16 protein-coding genes, 1 tRNA gene and 1 pseudogene are annotated in these 18,001 nt (G+C 73.4%); 12 read left to right on the top strand and 6 right to left on the bottom strand.

Annotated elements, in window-relative coordinates; translation table 11 throughout:
* Positions 1–219 (top strand): annotated as a pseudogene (locus ACZ34W_RS31625) (UDP-glucose 4-epimerase GalE); the annotation flags it as partial.
* A gap of 141 nt (positions 220–360) precedes the next feature.
* Here the strand turns inward: ACZ34W_RS31625 and ACZ34W_RS31630 are convergent.
* Positions 361–1,020: a TetR/AcrR family transcriptional regulator gene (locus tag ACZ34W_RS31630; RefSeq protein WP_465608988.1), complete on the bottom strand. Its 660-nt coding sequence runs from the start codon at positions 1,018–1,020 to the stop codon at positions 361–363.
* A 118-nt stretch (positions 1,021–1,138) separates the two neighbouring features.
* On the opposite strand from ACZ34W_RS31630, the gene ACZ34W_RS31635 reads away from it, so the two are divergent.
* The 3 genes from ACZ34W_RS31635 (at position 1,139) to ACZ34W_RS31645 (ending at position 4,635) form a co-directional block, all read left to right on the top strand.
* Positions 1,139–1,720: an NADPH-dependent FMN reductase gene (locus ACZ34W_RS31635; protein ID WP_329489311.1), complete on the top strand. Its 582-nt coding sequence runs from the start codon at positions 1,139–1,141 to the stop codon at positions 1,718–1,720.
* Between the two features lie 313 nt (positions 1,721–2,033).
* Positions 2,034–2,987 carry a LuxR C-terminal-related transcriptional regulator gene (locus ACZ34W_RS31640; RefSeq protein ID WP_465608990.1) on the top strand — a complete coding sequence of 318 codons (954 nt, stop codon included), beginning with the start codon at positions 2,034–2,036 and terminating at the stop codon, positions 2,985–2,987.
* A gap of 61 nt (positions 2,988–3,048) precedes the next feature.
* The gene (locus ACZ34W_RS31645; protein ID WP_465608992.1) at positions 3,049–4,635 is read left to right on the top strand and encodes a polysaccharide biosynthesis protein; all 1,587 of its coding nucleotides are present in this window, start codon (positions 3,049–3,051) and stop codon (positions 4,633–4,635) included.
* A gap of 18 nt (positions 4,636–4,653) precedes the next feature.
* Here ACZ34W_RS31645 and ACZ34W_RS31650 read toward each other — a convergent pair whose 3' ends face one another.
* Positions 4,654–5,151: a MarR family winged helix-turn-helix transcriptional regulator gene (locus tag ACZ34W_RS31650; protein WP_329489314.1), complete on the bottom strand. Its 498-nt coding sequence runs from the start codon at positions 5,149–5,151 to the stop codon at positions 4,654–4,656.
* Positions 5,152–5,262: 111 nt separating this feature from the next.
* Between ACZ34W_RS31650 and ACZ34W_RS31655 the strand changes: the two genes are divergently transcribed.
* Positions 5,263–6,087 (top strand): methyltransferase domain-containing protein, encoded by an 825-nt coding sequence (locus ACZ34W_RS31655; RefSeq protein WP_465608995.1) that lies wholly within the window; start codon positions 5,263–5,265, stop codon positions 6,085–6,087.
* 24 nt (positions 6,088–6,111) lie between these two features.
* Here ACZ34W_RS31655 and ACZ34W_RS31660 read toward each other — a convergent pair whose 3' ends face one another.
* Both ACZ34W_RS31660 and ACZ34W_RS31665 read right to left on the bottom strand, forming a co-directional pair.
* Complete coding sequence (locus ACZ34W_RS31660) at positions 6,112–6,792, bottom strand: TetR/AcrR family transcriptional regulator (RefSeq protein WP_329492224.1); 681 nt, start codon at positions 6,790–6,792, stop codon at positions 6,112–6,114.
* A gap of 95 nt (positions 6,793–6,887) precedes the next feature.
* Positions 6,888–7,859 carry an acyl-CoA desaturase gene (locus tag ACZ34W_RS31665; RefSeq protein ID WP_329489316.1) on the bottom strand — a complete coding sequence of 324 codons (972 nt, stop codon included), beginning with the start codon at positions 7,857–7,859 and terminating at the stop codon, positions 6,888–6,890.
* Positions 7,860–8,095: 236 nt separating this feature from the next.
* On the opposite strand from ACZ34W_RS31665, the gene ACZ34W_RS31670 reads away from it, so the two are divergent.
* The 6 genes from ACZ34W_RS31670 (at position 8,096) to ACZ34W_RS31695 (ending at position 13,017) form a co-directional block, all read left to right on the top strand.
* A tRNA-Gln gene (locus ACZ34W_RS31670) sits at positions 8,096–8,169 on the top strand.
* Positions 8,170–8,307: 138 nt separating this feature from the next.
* On the top strand, positions 8,308–9,765 hold the full coding sequence (gene glmU / locus ACZ34W_RS31675; RefSeq protein WP_352290664.1) for a bifunctional UDP-N-acetylglucosamine diphosphorylase/glucosamine-1-phosphate N-acetyltransferase GlmU: 1,458 nt from the start codon (positions 8,308–8,310) through the stop codon (positions 9,763–9,765).
* A gap of 201 nt (positions 9,766–9,966) precedes the next feature.
* Positions 9,967–10,944 (top strand): ribose-phosphate diphosphokinase, encoded by a 978-nt coding sequence (locus tag ACZ34W_RS31680; RefSeq protein WP_329489318.1) that lies wholly within the window; start codon positions 9,967–9,969, stop codon positions 10,942–10,944.
* Positions 10,945–11,230: 286 nt separating this feature from the next.
* The gene (locus ACZ34W_RS31685; RefSeq protein WP_329489319.1) at positions 11,231–11,821 is read left to right on the top strand and encodes a 50S ribosomal protein L25/general stress protein Ctc; all 591 of its coding nucleotides are present in this window, start codon (positions 11,231–11,233) and stop codon (positions 11,819–11,821) included.
* Positions 11,822–11,928: 107 nt separating this feature from the next.
* Positions 11,929–12,510 (top strand): aminoacyl-tRNA hydrolase, encoded by a 582-nt coding sequence (gene pth, locus ACZ34W_RS31690; protein ID WP_329489320.1) that lies wholly within the window; start codon positions 11,929–11,931, stop codon positions 12,508–12,510.
* A gap of 180 nt (positions 12,511–12,690) precedes the next feature.
* Positions 12,691–13,017 carry a hypothetical protein gene (locus ACZ34W_RS31695; protein WP_352290665.1) on the top strand — a complete coding sequence of 109 codons (327 nt, stop codon included), beginning with the start codon at positions 12,691–12,693 and terminating at the stop codon, positions 13,015–13,017.
* Between the two features lie 89 nt (positions 13,018–13,106).
* On the opposite strand, the gene ppc is transcribed toward ACZ34W_RS31695, so the two are convergent.
* Positions 13,107–15,920: a phosphoenolpyruvate carboxylase gene (gene ppc / locus ACZ34W_RS31700; protein ID WP_465608999.1), complete on the bottom strand. Its 2,814-nt coding sequence runs from the start codon at positions 15,918–15,920 to the stop codon at positions 13,107–13,109.
* A 260-nt stretch (positions 15,921–16,180) separates the two neighbouring features.
* Between ppc and ACZ34W_RS31705 the strand changes: the two genes are divergently transcribed.
* Positions 16,181–17,449: a sensor histidine kinase gene (locus ACZ34W_RS31705; RefSeq protein WP_329489322.1), complete on the top strand. Its 1,269-nt coding sequence runs from the start codon at positions 16,181–16,183 to the stop codon at positions 17,447–17,449.
* 48 nt (positions 17,450–17,497) lie between these two features.
* Here the strand turns inward: ACZ34W_RS31705 and ACZ34W_RS31710 are convergent, their stop codons facing one another.
* Positions 17,498–17,989: an SUKH-3 domain-containing protein gene (locus tag ACZ34W_RS31710; protein ID WP_329492226.1), complete on the bottom strand. Its 492-nt coding sequence runs from the start codon at positions 17,987–17,989 to the stop codon at positions 17,498–17,500.
* Between the last annotated feature and the right edge of the window lie 12 nt (positions 17,990–18,001).

Genomic DNA, 18,001 nt, shown 5'->3' on the forward strand with positions numbered 1-18,001 from the left:
AGCGGCTTCTCGGTCCGCGAGGTCATCGAGTCGGTCAAGCGCGTCACCGGCCGCGAGATCCCGGTGGTCACCGCCGAGCGCCGGGCCGGCGACCCGGCCGTCCTGGTGGCCTCCGCCGAGCGCGCCCACCAGAGGCTCGGCTGGACCCCCAAGCGCCCCAACCTCGACGACATCGTCGCCGACGCCTGGAAGTTCACCCTGGAGAAGAACGGCCTCTAGGCCTCGGCCCGCGGTCGTCGGCCCGCGGTCGTCGGCCCGTGCCGTGAACGAAGCGCCGCTCCCCGCCCCGGGGGCGGCGCTTCGCCGTTCCCGCCGCTCGCCGGTGCGCCCGTCGCGAGCAGTGTGCCGGTCTGTCGGTGGTCAGTGCGCCGGGCGCGCGGCATAGGCGCGCAGGAAGGCCCGCACGCCGGTGGTGACGAGCTCCTCGGTCTCCGCCGGGGCGAGCGGGAACGCCCCCCAGTAGGAACGCTGGGTGATCTCGCTGCCGACGAGCAGGACGAAGTGCTGCGCGGCGCGCTCCGGATCGGGGGCGTCCAGCAGTCCGCGGTCGGCCAACCCGCCGAACCGCCAGCCGAGTTCGACCACGGCCCGAAGCGGCCCGGCGGCCTGCCAGGCCTCCAGCAGGTCCTTCGGGAGGTGTGCCGCCTCGGCGTTGATCTGCCGGACCAGCGCGAAGTGGTCGGAGAAGGCCGTCAGCGATCCCACCCAGGCCAGGCCCAGCGCGACGAGGTCCGACTCCAGGTCGGTGACCTTGGCCAGGTGGCGGTCGATGACCTCCAGCTGGGCGTTCCCGACCTGTCCGGTGCTCTCCTGGACGACGGTCCGGAAGAGCAGCTCCTTGCCGGCGAAGTGGTTGTAGATGGTGCGGGTGGACACCCCCGCCTCGGCCGCGATGGCGTCGATGCCGGCGCGGGAGTAGCCGTCCCGGCCGAAGACCGTCCGGGCGGCCCGGGTGATGGCCTGTCGCTTCTCGGACAGTCCTCGGCGGGGCGCGGTAGGGGTGTCGTTCTCACCGGTCATCGAGGGGCTCCCGAGAGGTTTGCCATAAGCGTTGTACCTAGTGCCACGAACGTTGTACTTTACCTGACGGGCCGTCCGATCGGGCGGTGACCGTAGAGACCAACTCCCGGAGACCGTCATGTCCGAGACCCCGTACCGCGTCGCCGTCATCGTCGGCAGCAACCGCCCGGGCCGCGTCGCGCCCACCGTCGCCGAGTGGTTCGTGCGCACCGCCGGGCAGCGGGCCGATCTCGATCTCGATGTCATCGACCTGGCCGACCATCCGCTGCCGCACCTGGGCGAGGAGCCCACGGCCGAGCAGGCCGAGTGCCTCGCCGCGCTCTCGCCCCGGCTGGCCGCCGCCGACGCGTTCGTGGTGGTCACGCCCGAGTACAACCACAGCTTCCCCGCCGTGCTGAAGAACGCCATCGACTGGCACCGCGCCGAGTGGCAGGCCAAGCCGGTCGGCTTCGTCTCGTACGGCGGCCTCGGTGGCGGGCTGCGCGCGGTCGAGCAGCTCCGGCTGATCTTCGCCGAGCTGCACACCGTCACCGTCCGGGACTCCGTCAGCTTCCACAGCGTCTGGGGCGCCTTCGGGGAGGACGGCGAGCCCGTCGACCCGACCGTCCCGACCGGCGCCGCCAAGGGCATGCTCGACCAGCTCACCTGGTGGGCCCACGCGCTGCGGGACGCCCGCGCCGTCCGCCCCTACGGCGCCTGACCGGCCGCCGGTCGCCGGGACACCCGGGCCGCCCCCTCCGCGGCGTCGCCCGGGCCGCCACCACTCCGGTCACCGCCGCCCGCCGGGAGGCACCGCCGTCGCCGAATCACGCCAAGTCCGCACCTCCTGGCGAAACTTCACCAAACCCCCACCGGGCCGCCCCCCACCCCGTACGCTGATTCCGGTACCGGTGGGGGTCGGTGCTTTGGTCCTCCCGGGAGCCGGGGGGTGGGCGGCGGAGCAGGACCCGGGCCACGGCGGTGGTCCGCGCCGGCGCCCCGGGCGCAGCTCGGCCGAACAGGGGGGAGTGACGATGGGGCGGATCCGCGTCCTGGTGGTCGACGACCACCGGATCTTCGCCGAGGCGCTGGCTGCGGCGCTCGCCGCCGAGCCCGACGTGGAGGTCGGCGCGGCCGGCAGCGCGGCCGCCGCCGAGCGTGCCCTGGAGCGTGCCGCCACCGAGGGCCGGGCCTTCGACGTCGTCCTGATCGATGCCGACCTCGGTGCCGACGCCGACGGAGCGCGCACACCGCGCCAGCCCGGTGCCGACCCGCCAGAGGCCCTGCGACGGCGCCCGCCGGTGACGCTGCCCGCGCCCCGCCGCCCGGCCGCCGCACCCGGGCCGCCCGCCGGCCCCGGTGTCCCGGCCCGCGGCGCCCCTGCCGCGGCCTGCTCGACCGCCCCGTACCCGCCCGGGCCGTATTCGCCCGACCGGTACCACGCCGCCCCGGCGCCCGACGGGATCACCCTGCTCGCCCGGGTCCGCCGCCACCATCCCGCGCTGCGGGCGATCGTCCTGGCCGCCGCCGACGACCCGCTGCGCGCCGCCCGCGCCCTGCACGCCGGCGCCACCGGGTGGGTGGCCAAGGAGAGTTCGCTGGCCCGCCTGCTGGCCGTGGTCCGGGGCGTGCTGCGCGACGAGACGCACCTGCCGCCCGCCCTGCTGACCGGTGTCATCCGGGAGCTCACCACCGCCCGGCGGGACCGCACCGAGAGCGAGCGCCTGGTCGACACGCTCACCCCCCGGGAGAAGCAGATCCTGCGCTGCATGGTGGCCGGCCTGGGCCGGCAGGCCGTCGCCGAACGGCTCTACCTCTCCCCGCACACCGTGCGCACCCACATGCAGAACGTCCTCGGCAAGCTCGGGGTGCACTCCACCCTGGCCGCCGTCGCGGTCGCCCGGCGGGCGGGCGTCAGCCCCTCCGAGCCGGCCGCGCCCACTGCCCCGCCGTCCGTCGCCTCGACCACAGCTCCCGGCGCCGGCTGATCCGCCCGTCACACCCAGGTACCGGCTCAGGTCCGTCAGGTCAGGGAAATCCGGAGGACAGATGTCGCCGCACAGCACTTCCGCACGCCCGCACGCAGCCCGGTCCGGCCCGAGCGGGGGCAGGGAGGCCCCTTCGCCGGCCGCGGCCACCGCGGCCGCGACACCGCCGACGGGCCTGCGCACGCTGATCGTCGGAGCCGGTGCGGCCGGGACGGCGCTGGTCCGCGACCTCGGCCGGACACCGGAGTTCGGCCTCGACCCGATCGGCCTGCTCGACGACGACCCGGCCAAGGCGGGCCGGGTCGTGGGCGGCGTCCCCGTCCTCGGGACCCTCGCCGAGCTCACCGAGCTCGCCGTCCGCCACCGCGTCCAGGTGGTCGCGCTCGCCATCCCCGGCCTGGCCCCGCAGCGGGTCCGGGGGCTCGCGGCCGCCGCCGCCGCGGCCGGCGCCGCCGTCCGCTACCTGCCGTCCTTCCTGGCCGCGCTGCGCCGCGAGGTGGTCGGCTCGGACATGCGCAGCCTGGACGTCAACCGGCTGATCGGGCGGCGCGAGGTGCACGTGGTCTCCGCCGACGTGCGGGACGTGATCGAGGGCCGCCGGGTGCTGGTGACCGGGGCCGGCGGCTCGATCGGCAGCGAACTCTGCCGCCAGGTCCACGCGTTCAATCCGAGCGCGCTCTACATGCTGGACCACGACGAGTCCAACCTGCACCGGCTCCAGCTGGAGATCTGGGGTGAGGCGCTGCTGACCGACGAGTCCCTGGTGATCGCGGACATCCGGGACCGGCCGCGGATCCAGCAGATCTTCCGCGATCTGAAGCCCGAGGTGGTCTTCCACGCGGCCGCGCACAAGCACCTTCCGCTGCTGGAGCGTCACCCCAGCGAGGCGGTCAAGTCCAACGTGCTGGGCACCGACCACCTGGTGGAGGCGGCGCTGGCCACCGGTGTCGAGCGGTTCGTGCTGATCTCCACCGACAAGGCGGCCGATCCGACCTCGGTGCTCGGCGCCAGCAAGCGGCTGGCCGAGCTGATCGTGCAGGCGAACGCCCGGGACGCGCGCAACCTGGGCACCGGGGTGTTCTCGGCGGTCCGGTTCGGCAACGTGCTGGGCTCGCGTGGTTCGCTGCTGTCGGTGCTGGCCGAGCAGCTGCGCAGCGGCGTCCCGGTGACCATCACCCACCCCGATGTGACGCGGTTCTTCATGACCATCGAGGAGGCCGTCGGTCTGGTGCTGGAGTCCGGCCGGATGGCCCGCGGCGGTGAGGTGTTCGTGCTCGACATGGGCGATCCGGTGCGGATCGTCGACCTGGTCCACAACTTCGCCGAGCAGGTGCAACTGGGCCGGGACGAGGTGGAGATCCGCTTCACCGGGCTGCGGGCGGGCGAGAAGCTGAACGAGGCGCTGTTCTCGGAGGGCGAGGAGCGGCTGCCCACCGCGCACGCCCGGATCTACGCGACCGTGGCCGGGTGCGGCGGCGGCCCCGAGGACCTCGCGGGCGGTCTGACGGGCCTGTACGCGGCGGCGGTCGGCAACAGCGACGGGGAGGTGCGCCGGCGGCTGGCCGAGCTGCTGCCCGGCTACCGCACCGCGGAGGCCGAGCCGGTCCCGGTGCCCGCGCTCAGTTCCCCGTACCCGGACGGCTTCTGACGGCGGACCGGGCGGCGGTCAGCTCGGGATGTTGTCGAAGGGGGCGACCAGCTGCCGCAGCAGTCCGGCGAGTTCGCCCTGCTGGGTGCCGGTGAGCTGGGCCAGCAGCTCGCGTTCGTGGGCCAGCAGCCCGGCGAGCGCCTGGTCGGCCCGGTCGCGGCCGTCCTCGGTGAGCCGGACCAGCACGCCGCGCCGGTCGTCCGGGTCGGGCAGGCGCTTGACCAGGCCCTTGCCGGTGAGCCGGTCGATCCGGTTGGTCATGGTGCCGGAGGTGACCAGGGTCTGGGTGAGCAGCTGGCCGGGGGAGAGCTGGTAGGGGGAGCCGGCGCGCCGCAGCGCGGTCAGGACGTCGAACTCCCAGGGCTCCAGGCCGTGCTCGGCGAAGGCCGTCCGGCGGGCGCGGTCGAGGTGCCGGGCGAGTCGGCTGACCCGGCTGAGCACCTCAAGTGGTTCCACGTCGAGGTCGGGGCGCTCTCGGCGCCATGCTGCGACCAGGCGGTCGACCTCGTCCTCCATGACGATCAGTGTATCGGGGGATGTGTCGATGTGAAGTCTCTTGACATCGAGAAATGTAACGTGGAACCTGCGACTGGATATCTTGATGTCGAGATACTTGCGAGGTCGACCATGAGCACCCCCGTCTGGGACCCGGAGCAGTACCTGCGCTTCGCCGACGAACGGACCCGCCCGCTGCGCGACCTGCTCGCCCGCGTCCCCGTCCTCCCGCACGAACCGGCCGCCAGGATCCTGGACATCGGCTGCGGCCCCGGCAACTCCACCGCCGTCCTGCGCGAACGCTGGCCCGGAGCCCGGATCACCGGCCTCGACAACTCCGCCGAGATGCTCGCCACCGCCCGCGCCGAGGGCGAGCCCACCGCGGACTACCTGCTCGCCGACGCCCGCGGCTACGACCCGGCCCCGGCCGCACCGGACCTGATCGTCTCCAACGCGGCGCTGCAGTGGATCGGCTTCACCCCGGAGCACGGGGCCGCCGGCCCCGCCGGACACCTCGACCTGCTGCCCCGCTGGGCGGCGGCGCTGGAGCCGGGCGGCGTGATCGCCTTCCAGGTGCCCGGCAACTTCGACTCGCCCAGCCACACCCTGCTCGCCGGGCTCCGCCGCAGCCCCCGCTGGCGGGACGCCCTGGGCGAGGGCGCCACCCGGGCCGGCGTCCACGGACCCGGCGCCTACCTGGCGGCCCTGGCCGGGGCCGGCTGCGCCGCCGACGTCTGGGAGACCACCTACAGCACCCTGCTCCCCGGCGCGGACCCGGTCCTGGAGTGGGTCAAGGGCACCGCCCTGCGGCCGGTGCTGACCCGGCTCACCGACCCGGCCGAGCGGGCGGCCTTCCTCGCCGAGTACGGCGCCCTGCTCCGCGAGGCCTACCCCGCCGGCCCGTACGGCACGGTCTTCCCGTTCCGGCGGATCTTCGCCGTCGGGGTGAAGCGGTAGCGGCCGGACGGCGGCGGCCCGGGCCTAGGCCTTGCGGTCGCCGACCAGCTTGGGGTGCCGCTCCATCCCCTCCAGGCCGTGCCAGGCGAGGTTCACCAGATGGGCGGCGACCTCGGCCTTCTGCGGCTTGCGCACCTCCAGCCACCACTGGCCGGTCAGCGCGACCATGCCCACCAGCATCTGCGAGTACATCGGGGCGAGGCGCGCGTCGAAGCCCCGCGCCTTGAACTCCAGGCCCAGGATGTCCTCGACCTGCGTCGCGATGTCGCTGATCAGCGAGGCGAAGGTGCCGGTCGACTGGGCCACCGGGGAGTCCCGGACCAGGATCTTGAAGCCGTCCGTGGACGTGTCGATGTAGTCCATCAGCGCGAACGCCGCCTGCTCCAGCAGCTCCCGCGAGTGCCCGCCGGTCAGCGCCCCCGTCACCATGTCCAGCAGCAGCTGCATCTCGCGGTCCACGACCACCGCGTAGAGCCCCTCCTTGCCGCCGAAGTGCTCGTACACCACCGGCTTGGAGACCCCGGCCCGCTCGGCGATCTCCTCGACCGAGGTGCCGTCGTAGCCGCGCTCCGCGAACACCGACCGGCCGATCTCCAGCAGCTGCTCCCGCCGCTGCTTCCCGGTCATCCGCACCCGGCCGCTGCGGCGGCGGCCCGCGGGCGCGGCGGCGCCCGCCGGGGCAGCGGCACGCGGACGGGCCTGCACCGGATCGGGTGCGGCGTCCGTCCGCGGGCTCTCGTGGCCGCCTGTGCTGTCTGCGCTGCTCCCGTTCACCCCTACATCATGCTGCAGGCGAGCCCTCATGCGGCGCGGCGGGCGGCGATCCGCTGCGCGTCCGGCCAGCGGACGTCCCGGGCCCAGCCGGCCAGCTCGAACCAGCGGATCAGCCGGGCCGAGGAGTCGACCTGCCCGCGCAGCACGCCGTGCCGGGCCGAGGTCGGGTCCGCGTGGTGCAGGTTGTGCCAGGACTCGCCGCAGGAGAGCACCGCCAGCCACCAGACGTTCCCGGAGCGGTCGCGGGAGCGGAACGGGCGGTTGCCGAGCGCGTGGCAGATCGAGTTGATCGACCAGGTGACGTGGTGCAGCAGGGCGACCCGGACCAGTGAACCCCAGAAGAAGGCGGAGAGCGCACCCTGCCAGGAGAGCGTGACCAGCCCGCCGACCAGCGGCGGGATCAGCATCGAGAGCGAGGTCCAGAGCCAGAACAGCCGGGAGATCCGCCTTATGGCCGGATCGTCCACGAGGTCCGGCGCGTACTTGAGCTGCGGGGTCTGCTCCTCGTCGAAGAGCCAGCCCATGTGCGCCCACCAGAGGCCCTTGAGCAGGGCCGGGACGGTCTCGCCGTAGCGCCACGGCGAGTGCGGGTCGCCGTCCTTGTCGCTGTACCGGTGGTGCTTGCGGTGGTCGGCCACCCAGCGGACCAGCGGGCCCTCGATGGCCAGCGACCCGGCCACCGCGAGGGCGATCCGCAGGGCCCGGTTGGCCTTGAAGGAGCCGTGGGTGAAGTAGCGGTGGTAGCCGATCGTGATGCCGTGGCAGGTGAGGAAGTACATGACGGTGGCGATCGCGAGATCGGTCCACCCCAGGCCCCAGCCCCAGGCCACCGGCACGGCCGCCAGCAGGGCGGCGAACGGCACGGCGATGAACAACCCGAGCGCGACCCGCTCGGCGAGGCCCTGGTTCTCCCCGCCGCGGGTGGCGGAGAGCAGGGTCGGGGCGGGATCGATGGAGTGCGCGGTATCGGCGCGCGCCTCGCCGGCCTGGATGGTCATGGGTGTCCCTTGAGGGCGGGGTGGAGGTTACGTCTGCGTAACCTACGGCATCGTAGGTTGCGTTCGGCCGTCAGGGGAATACGTGGTCGCGGGCGGCTCGGCGTATTTCACCCGACTGGATGGACAACGCCCGGGATCCGCGCGGGCCGGGCCGGCCGCGCCGGGGTGGTGGAGCTATGCGGCCGCAACCCTTAGGCTGTGTCGGAGCGCCTCGGGCGCTGCGAGTTGATGATCGATCCGCCGTGGTGTAATGGCAGCACAGGGCCCTTTGGAGGCCTTTGTCTGGGTTCGAATCCTAGCGGCGGAGCCAGCGGGCGCTCTGTTTCGGGCGCATCCCCCGCCCCCCGGTATTGTCGGGGCTGCTCGGCGGACTGTGCGAAGGCGACCGGCCTGGGTCCCGGCCGGGCTGCACTGCCCTCTCTGTGAACCGACTGAGGAGCCTCCCCCCGTGAGTGCCAATTCGCCTGCCGCCGTTGTCGTGCTTGCCGCCGGTGGCGGGACCAGGATGAAGTCGAACAGCCTGCCCAAGGTGCTGCACGAGGTCTGCGGGCGGTCGCTGGTGGGCCATGCGGTCGCGGCAGCACAGGAGTTGACCCCGCAGCAGCTGGTCGTCGTGGTCGGGCACATGCGGGAGAAGGTGCAGGAGCACCTGGGGGCGCACTACCCGGCGGCGCGCGCCGTGGTGCAGGAGGAGCAGAAGGGCACCGGGCACGCCGTCCGCACCGCGTTGGAGGCCCTGGCGGCCGACGGCGTGGAGCTGGACGGCACGGTGATCGTCACCACCGGGGACGCGCCGCTGCTGACCGGCGCGACGCTGGCGGCCCTCGCCGGCGCGCACGCCGAACAGGGCAACGGCGTCACCGTCCTGACGGCCGTCGTCCCGGACCCGTTCGGCTACGGGCGGATCCTGCGGGACGAGGCGGACGGCGCCGTCGCCTCGATCGTCGAGGAGAAGGACGCCTCGGACGCCCAGCGGGCGGTCGACGAGATCAACTCCGGGGTCTTCGCCTTCGACGCCAAGCTGCTGGCCGAGGCGCTGTCCCGGGTCACCACCGACAACGTCCAGGGCGAGGAGTACCTCACCGACACCCTGGAGATCCTGCGGACGGCCGGCCACCGGGTCGGCGCCGTGGTGGCCGCGGACTACCGCGACATCCTCGGCATCAACGACCGGGTGCAGCTGGCCCAGGCCCGGCGCCTGCTGAACGACCGCCTGCTGGAGCGGGCGATGCGCGCCGGCGTCACGGTGGTGGACCCGGCGACCACCTGGTTCGACGTCCAGGTGTCCTACGAGCCGGACGCGGTCGTCCTGCCGGGCACCCAGCTGCAGGGCCTCACCCATCTGGGCGAGGGCTGCGAGGTGGGCCCGAACTCGACGCTCAAGGACACCCGGATCGGCGCCGGCGCGCGTGTGAGCAACACCACGGCGGACGGCGCCGAGGTGGGCGACTTCGCCACCGCCGGCCCGTACGCCTACCTGCGGCCGGGGGCGAGGCTCGGGCGCAAGGCGAAGGTCGGCACCTACGTCGAGGTGAAGAACTCGGAGCTGGGCGAGGGCGCCAAGGTGCCGCACCTGTCCTACATCGGGGACGCCACCATCGGCGAGGGCAGCAACATCGGCGCGGCCTCCGTCACGGTGAACTACGACGGGGTGAACAAGCACCGCACGGTGATCGGGGCGCACTGCCGGACCGGCTCGGACAACATGTTCATCGCCCCGGTGACGGTCGGCGACGGCGCCTACACCGGGGCCGGCTCGGTGATCACCGGCGACGTTCCGCCCGGCGCGCTGGGCGTGAGCCGGGCGCAGCAGCGCAACATCGCGGGCTGGGTGGAGCGCAAGCGCCCCGGGACCGCATCGGCGCAGGCCGCGGCTGCCGCGACGGACGGGGCCGCGGAGGTCTGACGGGCCGGGTGGGAGTCCGAGGGGCGGTCCCGGGGCGGACGGTTTCCGCACGGGCGCGTAACCTTGGGGACATACGTGCGCCACTGGGCTTACCGCCCGTGTCCAGGCGTACCGACATTTCCCCGACCCCTATCGCCAGCGGGCTCGTGCCTGCCTGCGGTGCGGACGGGTTCAGCGTCAGCAACGCGAGGAGACGGTGCAGTGAGCGGGATCACGACGTCGGGTGAGAAGAAACTCAAGCTCTTCTCCGGCCGTGCCCACCCTGAGCTGGCGAGGGAGGTGGCCGAGGCGCTCGGGACCGAGCTGGTCCCGACCAAGGCCCTGGACTTCGCCAACGGTGAGATCTACGTCCGCTTCCTGGACTCCGCGCGCGGTGCGGACTGCTTCGTGATGCAGAGCCACACGGCTCCCATCAACCAGTGGATCATGGAACAGCTGATCATGATCGATGCTCTGAAGCGGGCCTCGGCCCGGAGCATCACCGCGATCCTGCCGTTCTACGGGTACGCCCGCCAGGACAAGAAGCACCTGGGCCGCGAGCCCATCTCGGCCCGCCTGATCGCGGACCTGCTGGCCAGCGCCGGCGCGGACCGGATCATGGCGGTGGACCTGCACACCGCGCAGATCCAGGGCTTCTTCTCCGGTCCGGTGGACCACCTGTTCGCGCTGCCGCTGCTGGCGGACTACGTGGGCGACAAGGTCGACCGCGACCGCCTCACCGTGGTGTCCCCGGACGCCGGCCGGGTGAAGGTCGCCGACCAGTGGTCGGACCGTCTGGGCGCGCCGCTGGCGATCATCCACAAGCGCCGCGACATGACCCAGGCCAACACCATCCTGTCCGCCGAGGTGGTCGGTGACGTCAAGGGCCGGGTCTGCGTCCTGGTCGACGACATGATCGACACCGCCGGCACCATCTGCGCCGCGGCCGACGCGCTGTTCGAGAACGGCGCCGCGGACGTGATCGTGGCCGCCACGCACGGCGTGCTCTCCGGTCCGGCCGCGGACCGTCTGAAGAACTCCCGGGTCAGCGAGTTCGTGTTCACGAACACCCTGCCGACCCCGGCCGAGCTCCAGCTGGACAAGATCACCACGCTGTCGATCGCCCCGTCGATCGCCGCCGCGATCCGCGAGGTGTTCGAGGACGGCTCGGTCACCAGCCTGTTCGAGGGCGTGCACTGACGAAGCCCGCGCAGGCGGCCCCGGTCCTCAAAGGGCCGGGGCCGCCGTCGATTTCGTCGGAGGGCACCGGTGCGGTTAGACTCGTGAAAATGCTCGGCGAGGGATGCCGTGTGCCTGCTCGTCGGGTGCCCGTGCTCCGTGATCGACGCGCTGCTGGGGCCGGTTCTTCCGGCCGTTGGCAGAGGTCGTACGCCGCCGAGTGACCCCCGAACGTACTGTGGGTGTGGTCCCGGCGGTTTTTCGCGTTGCCTGCACCCCCGCGCCAGTTTTCACGAGGAGTGCAGTCGTGTCCGAGATCCGCATCGCCGCTGAGACCCGTTCCGAGTTCGGTAAGGGCGCTGCCCGCCGGGCCCGCCGTGCCGGCCTGGTCCCCGGTGTCGTCTACGGCCACGGCCACGCCCCGGTTCACCTGAACCTGCCCGGCCACGACCTGATGATGGCCCTCAAGACCCCGAACGCCCTGCTGGTCGTTCCGATCGAGGGCAAGGACGAGTACGTCCTGCCGAAGGCCATCCAGCGCCAGGCCATCAAGCGCACCATCGAGCACGTCGACCTGCTCCTCGTGAAGCGCGGCGAGAAGGTCACCGTCGAGATCCCCGTCCTCACCGAGGGCGAGCTGGCCCCCGGCGGCAACCTGCTGGAGCACGTCCTCAACGCGCTGCCGATCGAGGCCGAGGCCACCCACCTGCCCGAGTCCGTGACCGTCTCGGTCGAGGGCCTGGAGGCCGGTGCCTCGATCACCGCCGGTGACATCTCGCTGCCCAAGGGCACCACGCTGGCCGTCGAGGCCGACACCGTCGTGCTGCAGGTCATCGGCGCCCAGGCCTCGCAGGCCGACGCCGACGCCGAGGCCGCCGAGGCCGGCGCCGAGGCCTGAGCCTCCCGCACCGTCTGACCGCTGCCCCGGCCGCTCCGTACTGGAGCGGCCGGGGCAGCGGTGTGTCCGGGATGATGTCGACGAGCGAGAGCACGAGGAGCGATGCGATGAGCGAGGACGCGTACGAGGGCCCCTGGCTGGTGGCCGGGCTGGGCAATCCGGGGGAGCAGTACGCCCGGAACCGGCACAACATCGGCTTCATGGTGGTGGACCTGCTGGCGCAGCGGATGGGTGCCAGGTTCAAGGCGCACAAGAGCCGCGCGCAGGTGGCCGAGGGCCGGCTGGCGGGCCGGCGGGTGGTGCTGGCCAAGCCGATGACCTTCATGAACCTCTCGGGCGGGCCGGTGACCGCCCTGCGGGACTTCTACAAGACGCCGGCCTCGGCCCTGGTGGCCGTCCACGACGAGCTGGACATCGACTACGCGACGCTGCGGCTGAAGCTCGGCGGCGGCGACAACGGCCACAACGGGCTGAAGTCGATCACCAAGTCGCTGGGCCCGGAGTACTACCGGGTGCGCTGCGGGATCGGCCGCCCGCCGGGCCGGATGGAGGTCGCGGACTTCGTCCTGAAGGACTTCTCCGCCACCGAGCGCAAGGAGCTGGAGTGGTTCGTGGACCGCTCGGCGGACGCCGTGGAGGCACTGCTCACCGACGGCCTGGAGCGGGCCCAGGGCGTCTACCACTCCTGATCCGGCGTCAGGACGGTTGTTCGGCAAGGGAGCGGATCCCCGCCCGCCCGCCGCGGTGGGCGGGGCGGCTGGGCAACAGTCGTACAACGCTTGGCCGCCCAAACCTGAATGGGTGTGAGAAACCCGTGCCGGATCGGATAGCGTCGGGCCCGTACGCGAACGGGTCCTGGGGAGTTCTCGATGCGGAGTTTGCGGCCGGTCCGGCGCCTGCGGCGGGTTCGGGTGGTACGGCTGAGGAAGCTCGGCCGCAAGGTCGGCACGGCCGGTGCGCTGGGGGCGGCCGGCGTGCTGCTCTCGGGCGGTGGCGTGGCCCACGCGGAGACGGTGGCGGACCCCGATCCCGGTGTGGTGTCCCAGGATCCCGCGGCGGCCCAGTTCGGGCCGGTACTGGGCGGCTCGGTCGGCGGTGACGCGGGCCTGCTGGCCGTCGGCGGCGGCCTGGTCGTGGCGGCGGGCGGCGCGGCCCTCTGGCTGAAGCGCCGGCGCGCGGGCGATCCGGTGGAGTGACGACGGTACGACCGGTGTGACGCGAAGGGCCCGGTGCCGCCCCCTCGACCGAGGGGGCGGCACCGGGCCCTTGCGGTGCCGGGCGCCGGTCAGCCGGTGTTGCGCAGGCCGGCGGCGATGCCGTTCACGGTCAGCAGCAGGGCGCGGGCCCGCAGCGGGTCCTCCGGGCGGCCGGTGGAGGCCTCCTCGCGCTGGCGGCGCAGCAACGCGACCTGGAGGTAGGAGATCGGGTCGAGGTAGGCGTCGCGGACGGTGAAGGTCTGCTTCAGCACCGGGTTGTGCTCCAGCAGTTCGCTCTCCCCGGTGAGGCGGAGCACCTCGCGCAGGGTCAGCTCGTGCTCGGCGGTGATCTGGTCGAAGATGTGGTGCAGCTCGGCGGGCACCAGCTGCTCGACGTAGTGGCGGGCGATCCGCAGGTCGGTCTTGGCCAGCGTCATGGCGACGTTGGACAGGAAGTTGCGGAAGAAGTGCCACTGGCCGTACATCTCGTCCAGGACGTCCCCGAGACCCGCCTCGCGGGCGGCGGCGAGGCCGGCGCCGACGCCGAACCAGCCGGGCACGATCTGGCGGGACTGGGTCCAGCCGAACACCCACGGGATGGCGCGCAGGCCGTCCAGGCCCGCGCCCGAGTCGGGGCGGCGGGACGGCCGGGAGCCCAGGTGCAGCGAGGCGAGCTGGTCGACCGGGGTGGCCGCGAAGAAGTACTTCGGCAGGTCCTCCTGCTCGACCAGGGCGCGGTACGCGGTGTGCGCGGCCGCCGAGACCTGGTCCATCGCGGCGTCCCAGCGGGCCAGCTCCTCGGGGGCCTGGCGCGGGGCGGTGTGCAGCGCCGAGGCGGACAGGGTGGCCGAGATGGTCAGTTCCAGGTTCTCCCGGGCCAGCGACGGCAGCAGGTACTTGTCGGAGATCACCTCACCCTGCTCGGTGACCTTGATCTCGCCCTCCAGGGTGCCCCAGGGCTGGGCCAGGATGGCCTCGTGCGAGGGGCCGCCGCCGCGGCCGACGGTGCCGCCGCGGCCGTGGAAGAGCCGCAGCCGGATCCCGTAGCGGTGGGCGACGTCGCGCAGCCGGCGCTGGGCGCGGTGGATCTCCCACTGGGAGGTGGTGATGCCGCCGAACTTGGAGGAGTCGGAGTAGCCGAGCATGACCTCCTGGACGTCGCCGCGCAGCGAGACGAGCAGCCGGTAGGAGGGGTCGGAGAGCATCTCGTCCAGGATCCGGTCGGCCTCCTGGAGTTCGTCGGTGGTCTCCAGCAGCGGCACGATGCCGATCTTGGCGATACCGGCGTGCAGGTCGATCAGACCGGCCTCGCGGGCCAGCACGGTGGCGGCGAACACGTCGTCGGCGCCCTGGCACATCGAGATGATGTAGCTCTCGACGATCTCGTCGCCGAACCGCTCGAAGCCCTCGCGGATGGTGTTGAAGACGCCGAGGGTCTTGGTGCCCGCGGCGTCCAGCGGGGCCGGGGTGGGCGCGAGCGGGCGGCGCGAGCGGAGCTCCTTGGCGAGCAGCTTCTGCCGGTACTCGCGGGGCATGTCCGCGTAGCGCCAGGCCTCCTCGCCGAGCCGGTCGAAGAGCTGGCCGAGCGCGTGGTGGTGGGCCTCGGCGTGCTCGCGGACGTCCATGGTGGCGAGCTGGAGGCCGAAGGCCTCGATGGTGCGGATGGCGCGGGCGAGCCGCCCGTCGGCGATCAGGCCGCCGCGGTGGGAGCGGAGCGACTCCTGGATCAGCCGGAGGTCGGCGACGAGCTCGCGGGTGCCGAGGTAGTCGCGGCCCGCGACGTGCGGGGTGCCCTGGGCGAGCCGCTCGCGGGTGTTCTCCAGCTTGAGCCGGACGCAGGTGGCCTTGAGGCGGTAGGGCTCCTCGGCGTTCATCCGCTTGTAGCGCGGGCTGAGCTCGGGGAGCACGTCCAGGTCGGCGTGGAGCGAGGCGACCAGCTCGGCCGAGGCGCCGGCCAGGCGCTCGGAGGTGGAGAGCGAGTTGCGCAGGTCGTCGACGGCCGCCAGGGCGTCCTTGATGCCGTACTCGTGCTGGAGGTTCAGGACGTCCCAGGTGACCTGCGGGGTGACGTTCGGGTTGCCGTCGCGGTCGCCGCCGATCCAGGTGCCGAAGGTGAGCGGGCGGACGCCGTCGGGCAGGGTGAGGCCGACCCGGGCGAGCTCCTCGTGCAGCTCCTCCAGGACCTCGGGTACGGCCTCGCGGTAGAGCTCGTCCAGGTAGTAGACGGCGTTGCGGGCCTCGTCGGTCGGCTCCGGGCGGGCGATCCGCAGCTCGTCGGTCTGCCAGAGCAGGTCGATGACCTCGGCGAGGCGGCGGTCGGCCTGCCGCTTGGCGGAGGTGGTGCGGGCCTGGTCGGCGTGCGAGAGGCCGGCGGCGATCTGCTCGCGGTGGATCCGGTCGAGCAGCTCGCCGATCCGGCGGAGCTTGTTGAGGACGCTGCGGCGGGCGGCCTCGGTGGGGTGGGCGGTGAAGACCGGGCGGACGGCCAGGTGGGCCAGGGTGTTCGCGAGGTGCTTCGGGTCCGCCTCGCCGAGCTGGTCCGCGGTCTGGGCGAGCAGCGAGCCCTCGCGGGCGCGGCGGGTGGCCAGCTCCCGGCCGCGGTGCACCTGCTCGGTGACGTTGGCGAGGTGGAAGTAGGTGGAGAACGCGCGGACCAGCTTGGCGGCGGTGTCCAGGTCGATGTCGGAGAGCAGTTCGGCGGTGGCCTCGCCGTCGGTGCGGCTCAGCAGGCGGACCTGTTCGACCAGGCCCAGCAGCTGGGGGCCCTCCTGGCGGACCAGCGTCTCGCCGAGGAGGTCGCCGAGGCGGCGGATGTCCGCGCGCAGGGCTGTGTTGTCGGCGTCGGCGCCGGCGGGGCCGACACGGCTGGGGCTGTCCGCCGGGGTGGGGACCGGAGCGGTCACGGCTGGCTCCCTGTGGTGGTGGGGTTCGGCAACGGCTCATCGTCACAGCTCCGCACACGTGTGGCGGGTGTGACGCGTGCGGACCGCGCTGTCCGACGCGACCCAGCATAGGTGTCGGGGCGGTTGCTGTCCGCGAGGTGGCCGGATGGCGGACAAGATCACAGCCGGTTCAGGTGGTCTGGACCACTTGAAGGCCCGCCCGGGTGTCGGGGCGGAACCGGGTGGGGACGGGTCGGGGTTCACGCTTAGGCTGTGGGGCTATGAGCAAGTCGCCTGGGGAGCGCGAGCGGGACCGGTCGTTCTGGTGGTGGGAGCGCCGGCGCAGCGCTCTCCTGGACATCGGGCTGGCGGCGCTGGCGGCGCTGGAGTGCGCGGCCAGCGCGGTCGCCTTCCTGGCGCCCCGGGTCCACCTGGGCGTGGTGGCCATCGTCGGGGTCGCGCTGTTCGGCGCGGCGGCCGGCGCCACGCTGGTGCTGCGGCGGCGCTGGCCGGCGGTGCCGGTGCTGGTGGCCCTGGTGGCGATGCCCGGGATGCTGGGCGTGGTGCTGCTGACGGTGTCGCTCTACACGCTCGCGGAGACCTGGGAGTGGCCGAGCCGGCGCCGGCGGGTGGTGGCGCTGTCCGCTCTGGCCTTCGCCGAGGCGGTCGGCGTGATGCTGGTGTCCATGCTCACCCCCTCCGACCTGACGGTGGAGCAGCCGCCGCTCTGGGGGCAGGTGCTGCTGTCGGTGCTGGTGGCCGTCGGCCTGACCGTGCCGCCGGTGGTCACCGGCCTGTACGTGGGCGCGCGGCGGCGGCTGATCGAGTCGCTCAAGGACCGCGCGCACGGCCTGGAGACCGAGCTGGACCTGCTGGCCGAGCAGGCCCGCGAGCGTGCCCGCCGGGCCCGGCTGGAGGAGCGGACCAGGATCGCCCGGGAGATGCACGACGTGGTGGCCCACCGGGTGTCGCTGATGGTGGTGCACGCCGGGGCGCTGGAGCGGATCGTGGCGAAGGACCCGGAGAGGGCGGCCCAGAGCGCCAAGCTGATGGGGGAGGTCGGTCGGCAGGCGCTGAACGAACTGCGCGAGATCCTCGGGGTGCTGCGGATGTCGGACGACAGCGCGCCGGAGCCGGACTCGCTGGTCGCGCTGCCCCGGCTGGTCGACCAGTCGAGGGCGGCCGGGATGGCCGTCACCCTGACCGTCAGCGGCAGCCGCCAGGAGTTCACCACCGAGGCCGAGCAGACCGCGTACCGGGTGGTCCAGGAAGGCCTGACCAACGCGCACAAGCACGCCGGTGGCGCGCAGGTCGCCGTGCTGCTCGCCTACGCGCCCAACGGCGTGCGGGTCAGCGTGGTGAACGCCTGTCCGGGCGGCGAGCGGACGGCGGCGGCGCTGCCCAGCGGGGGCAACGGGCTGATCGGGATGCGGGAGCGGGTGGTCGCGCTGGGCGGCACCTTCTCGGCGGGGCCGGAGGCGGACGGGGGCTTCCGGGTCGAGGCGGTGCTGCCGTCCAGGCTGGCCGTCCGGGCCGACCGGCTGGGGTGAGGCCGCCGGCCGGGCGGCGTTCGCCCGGCGCGGCCCGGGCCGGAGCGCTCAGCCCTCGTCGGCGGTGCGCAGCCGCTCGGGCGCGGTACCGAGGACGAGGGTGCTGATCGCCTGGTCGACGCCGTGGCCGAGGAACCACTCCCCGGTGTGGTCCAGGCTGTAGACCCGGCCCTCCTCGTCCACCGCCAGCAGGGCCTGGCCGTACGCCTCCTCGCCGAGCGGGGCGAGCCGGGTGTCCAGGGCGCGGCCGAGGTCGGCCAGGGTGCGCGGCTGGTGGAGCCCGCAGAGCGGGTCCACCAGGAAGGGCGTCCGGGCCAGCTGGCGCCCCGGGCCGTCGAGGTCGAAGGCGAGGCCGCCGAACTCGGCCCAGGCCTCCACCGCGGCCGGGAACACCGCGTGACCGACGCCGGCCGGGCCGCCGTACGCCGCCAGGGCGTCGGCCCACTCCTCGGCCTGGCGGATCTGCCAGCGGCCGGGGTGCCAGCCGGCCGCCTTGAGTTCGGCGGCGACATCGGCCGGAAAGCGCGGGCGGCTGCGCAGGGCGGACCCGCC

The sequence above is a fragment of the Kitasatospora sp. NPDC022856 genome (assembly GCF_055561235.1).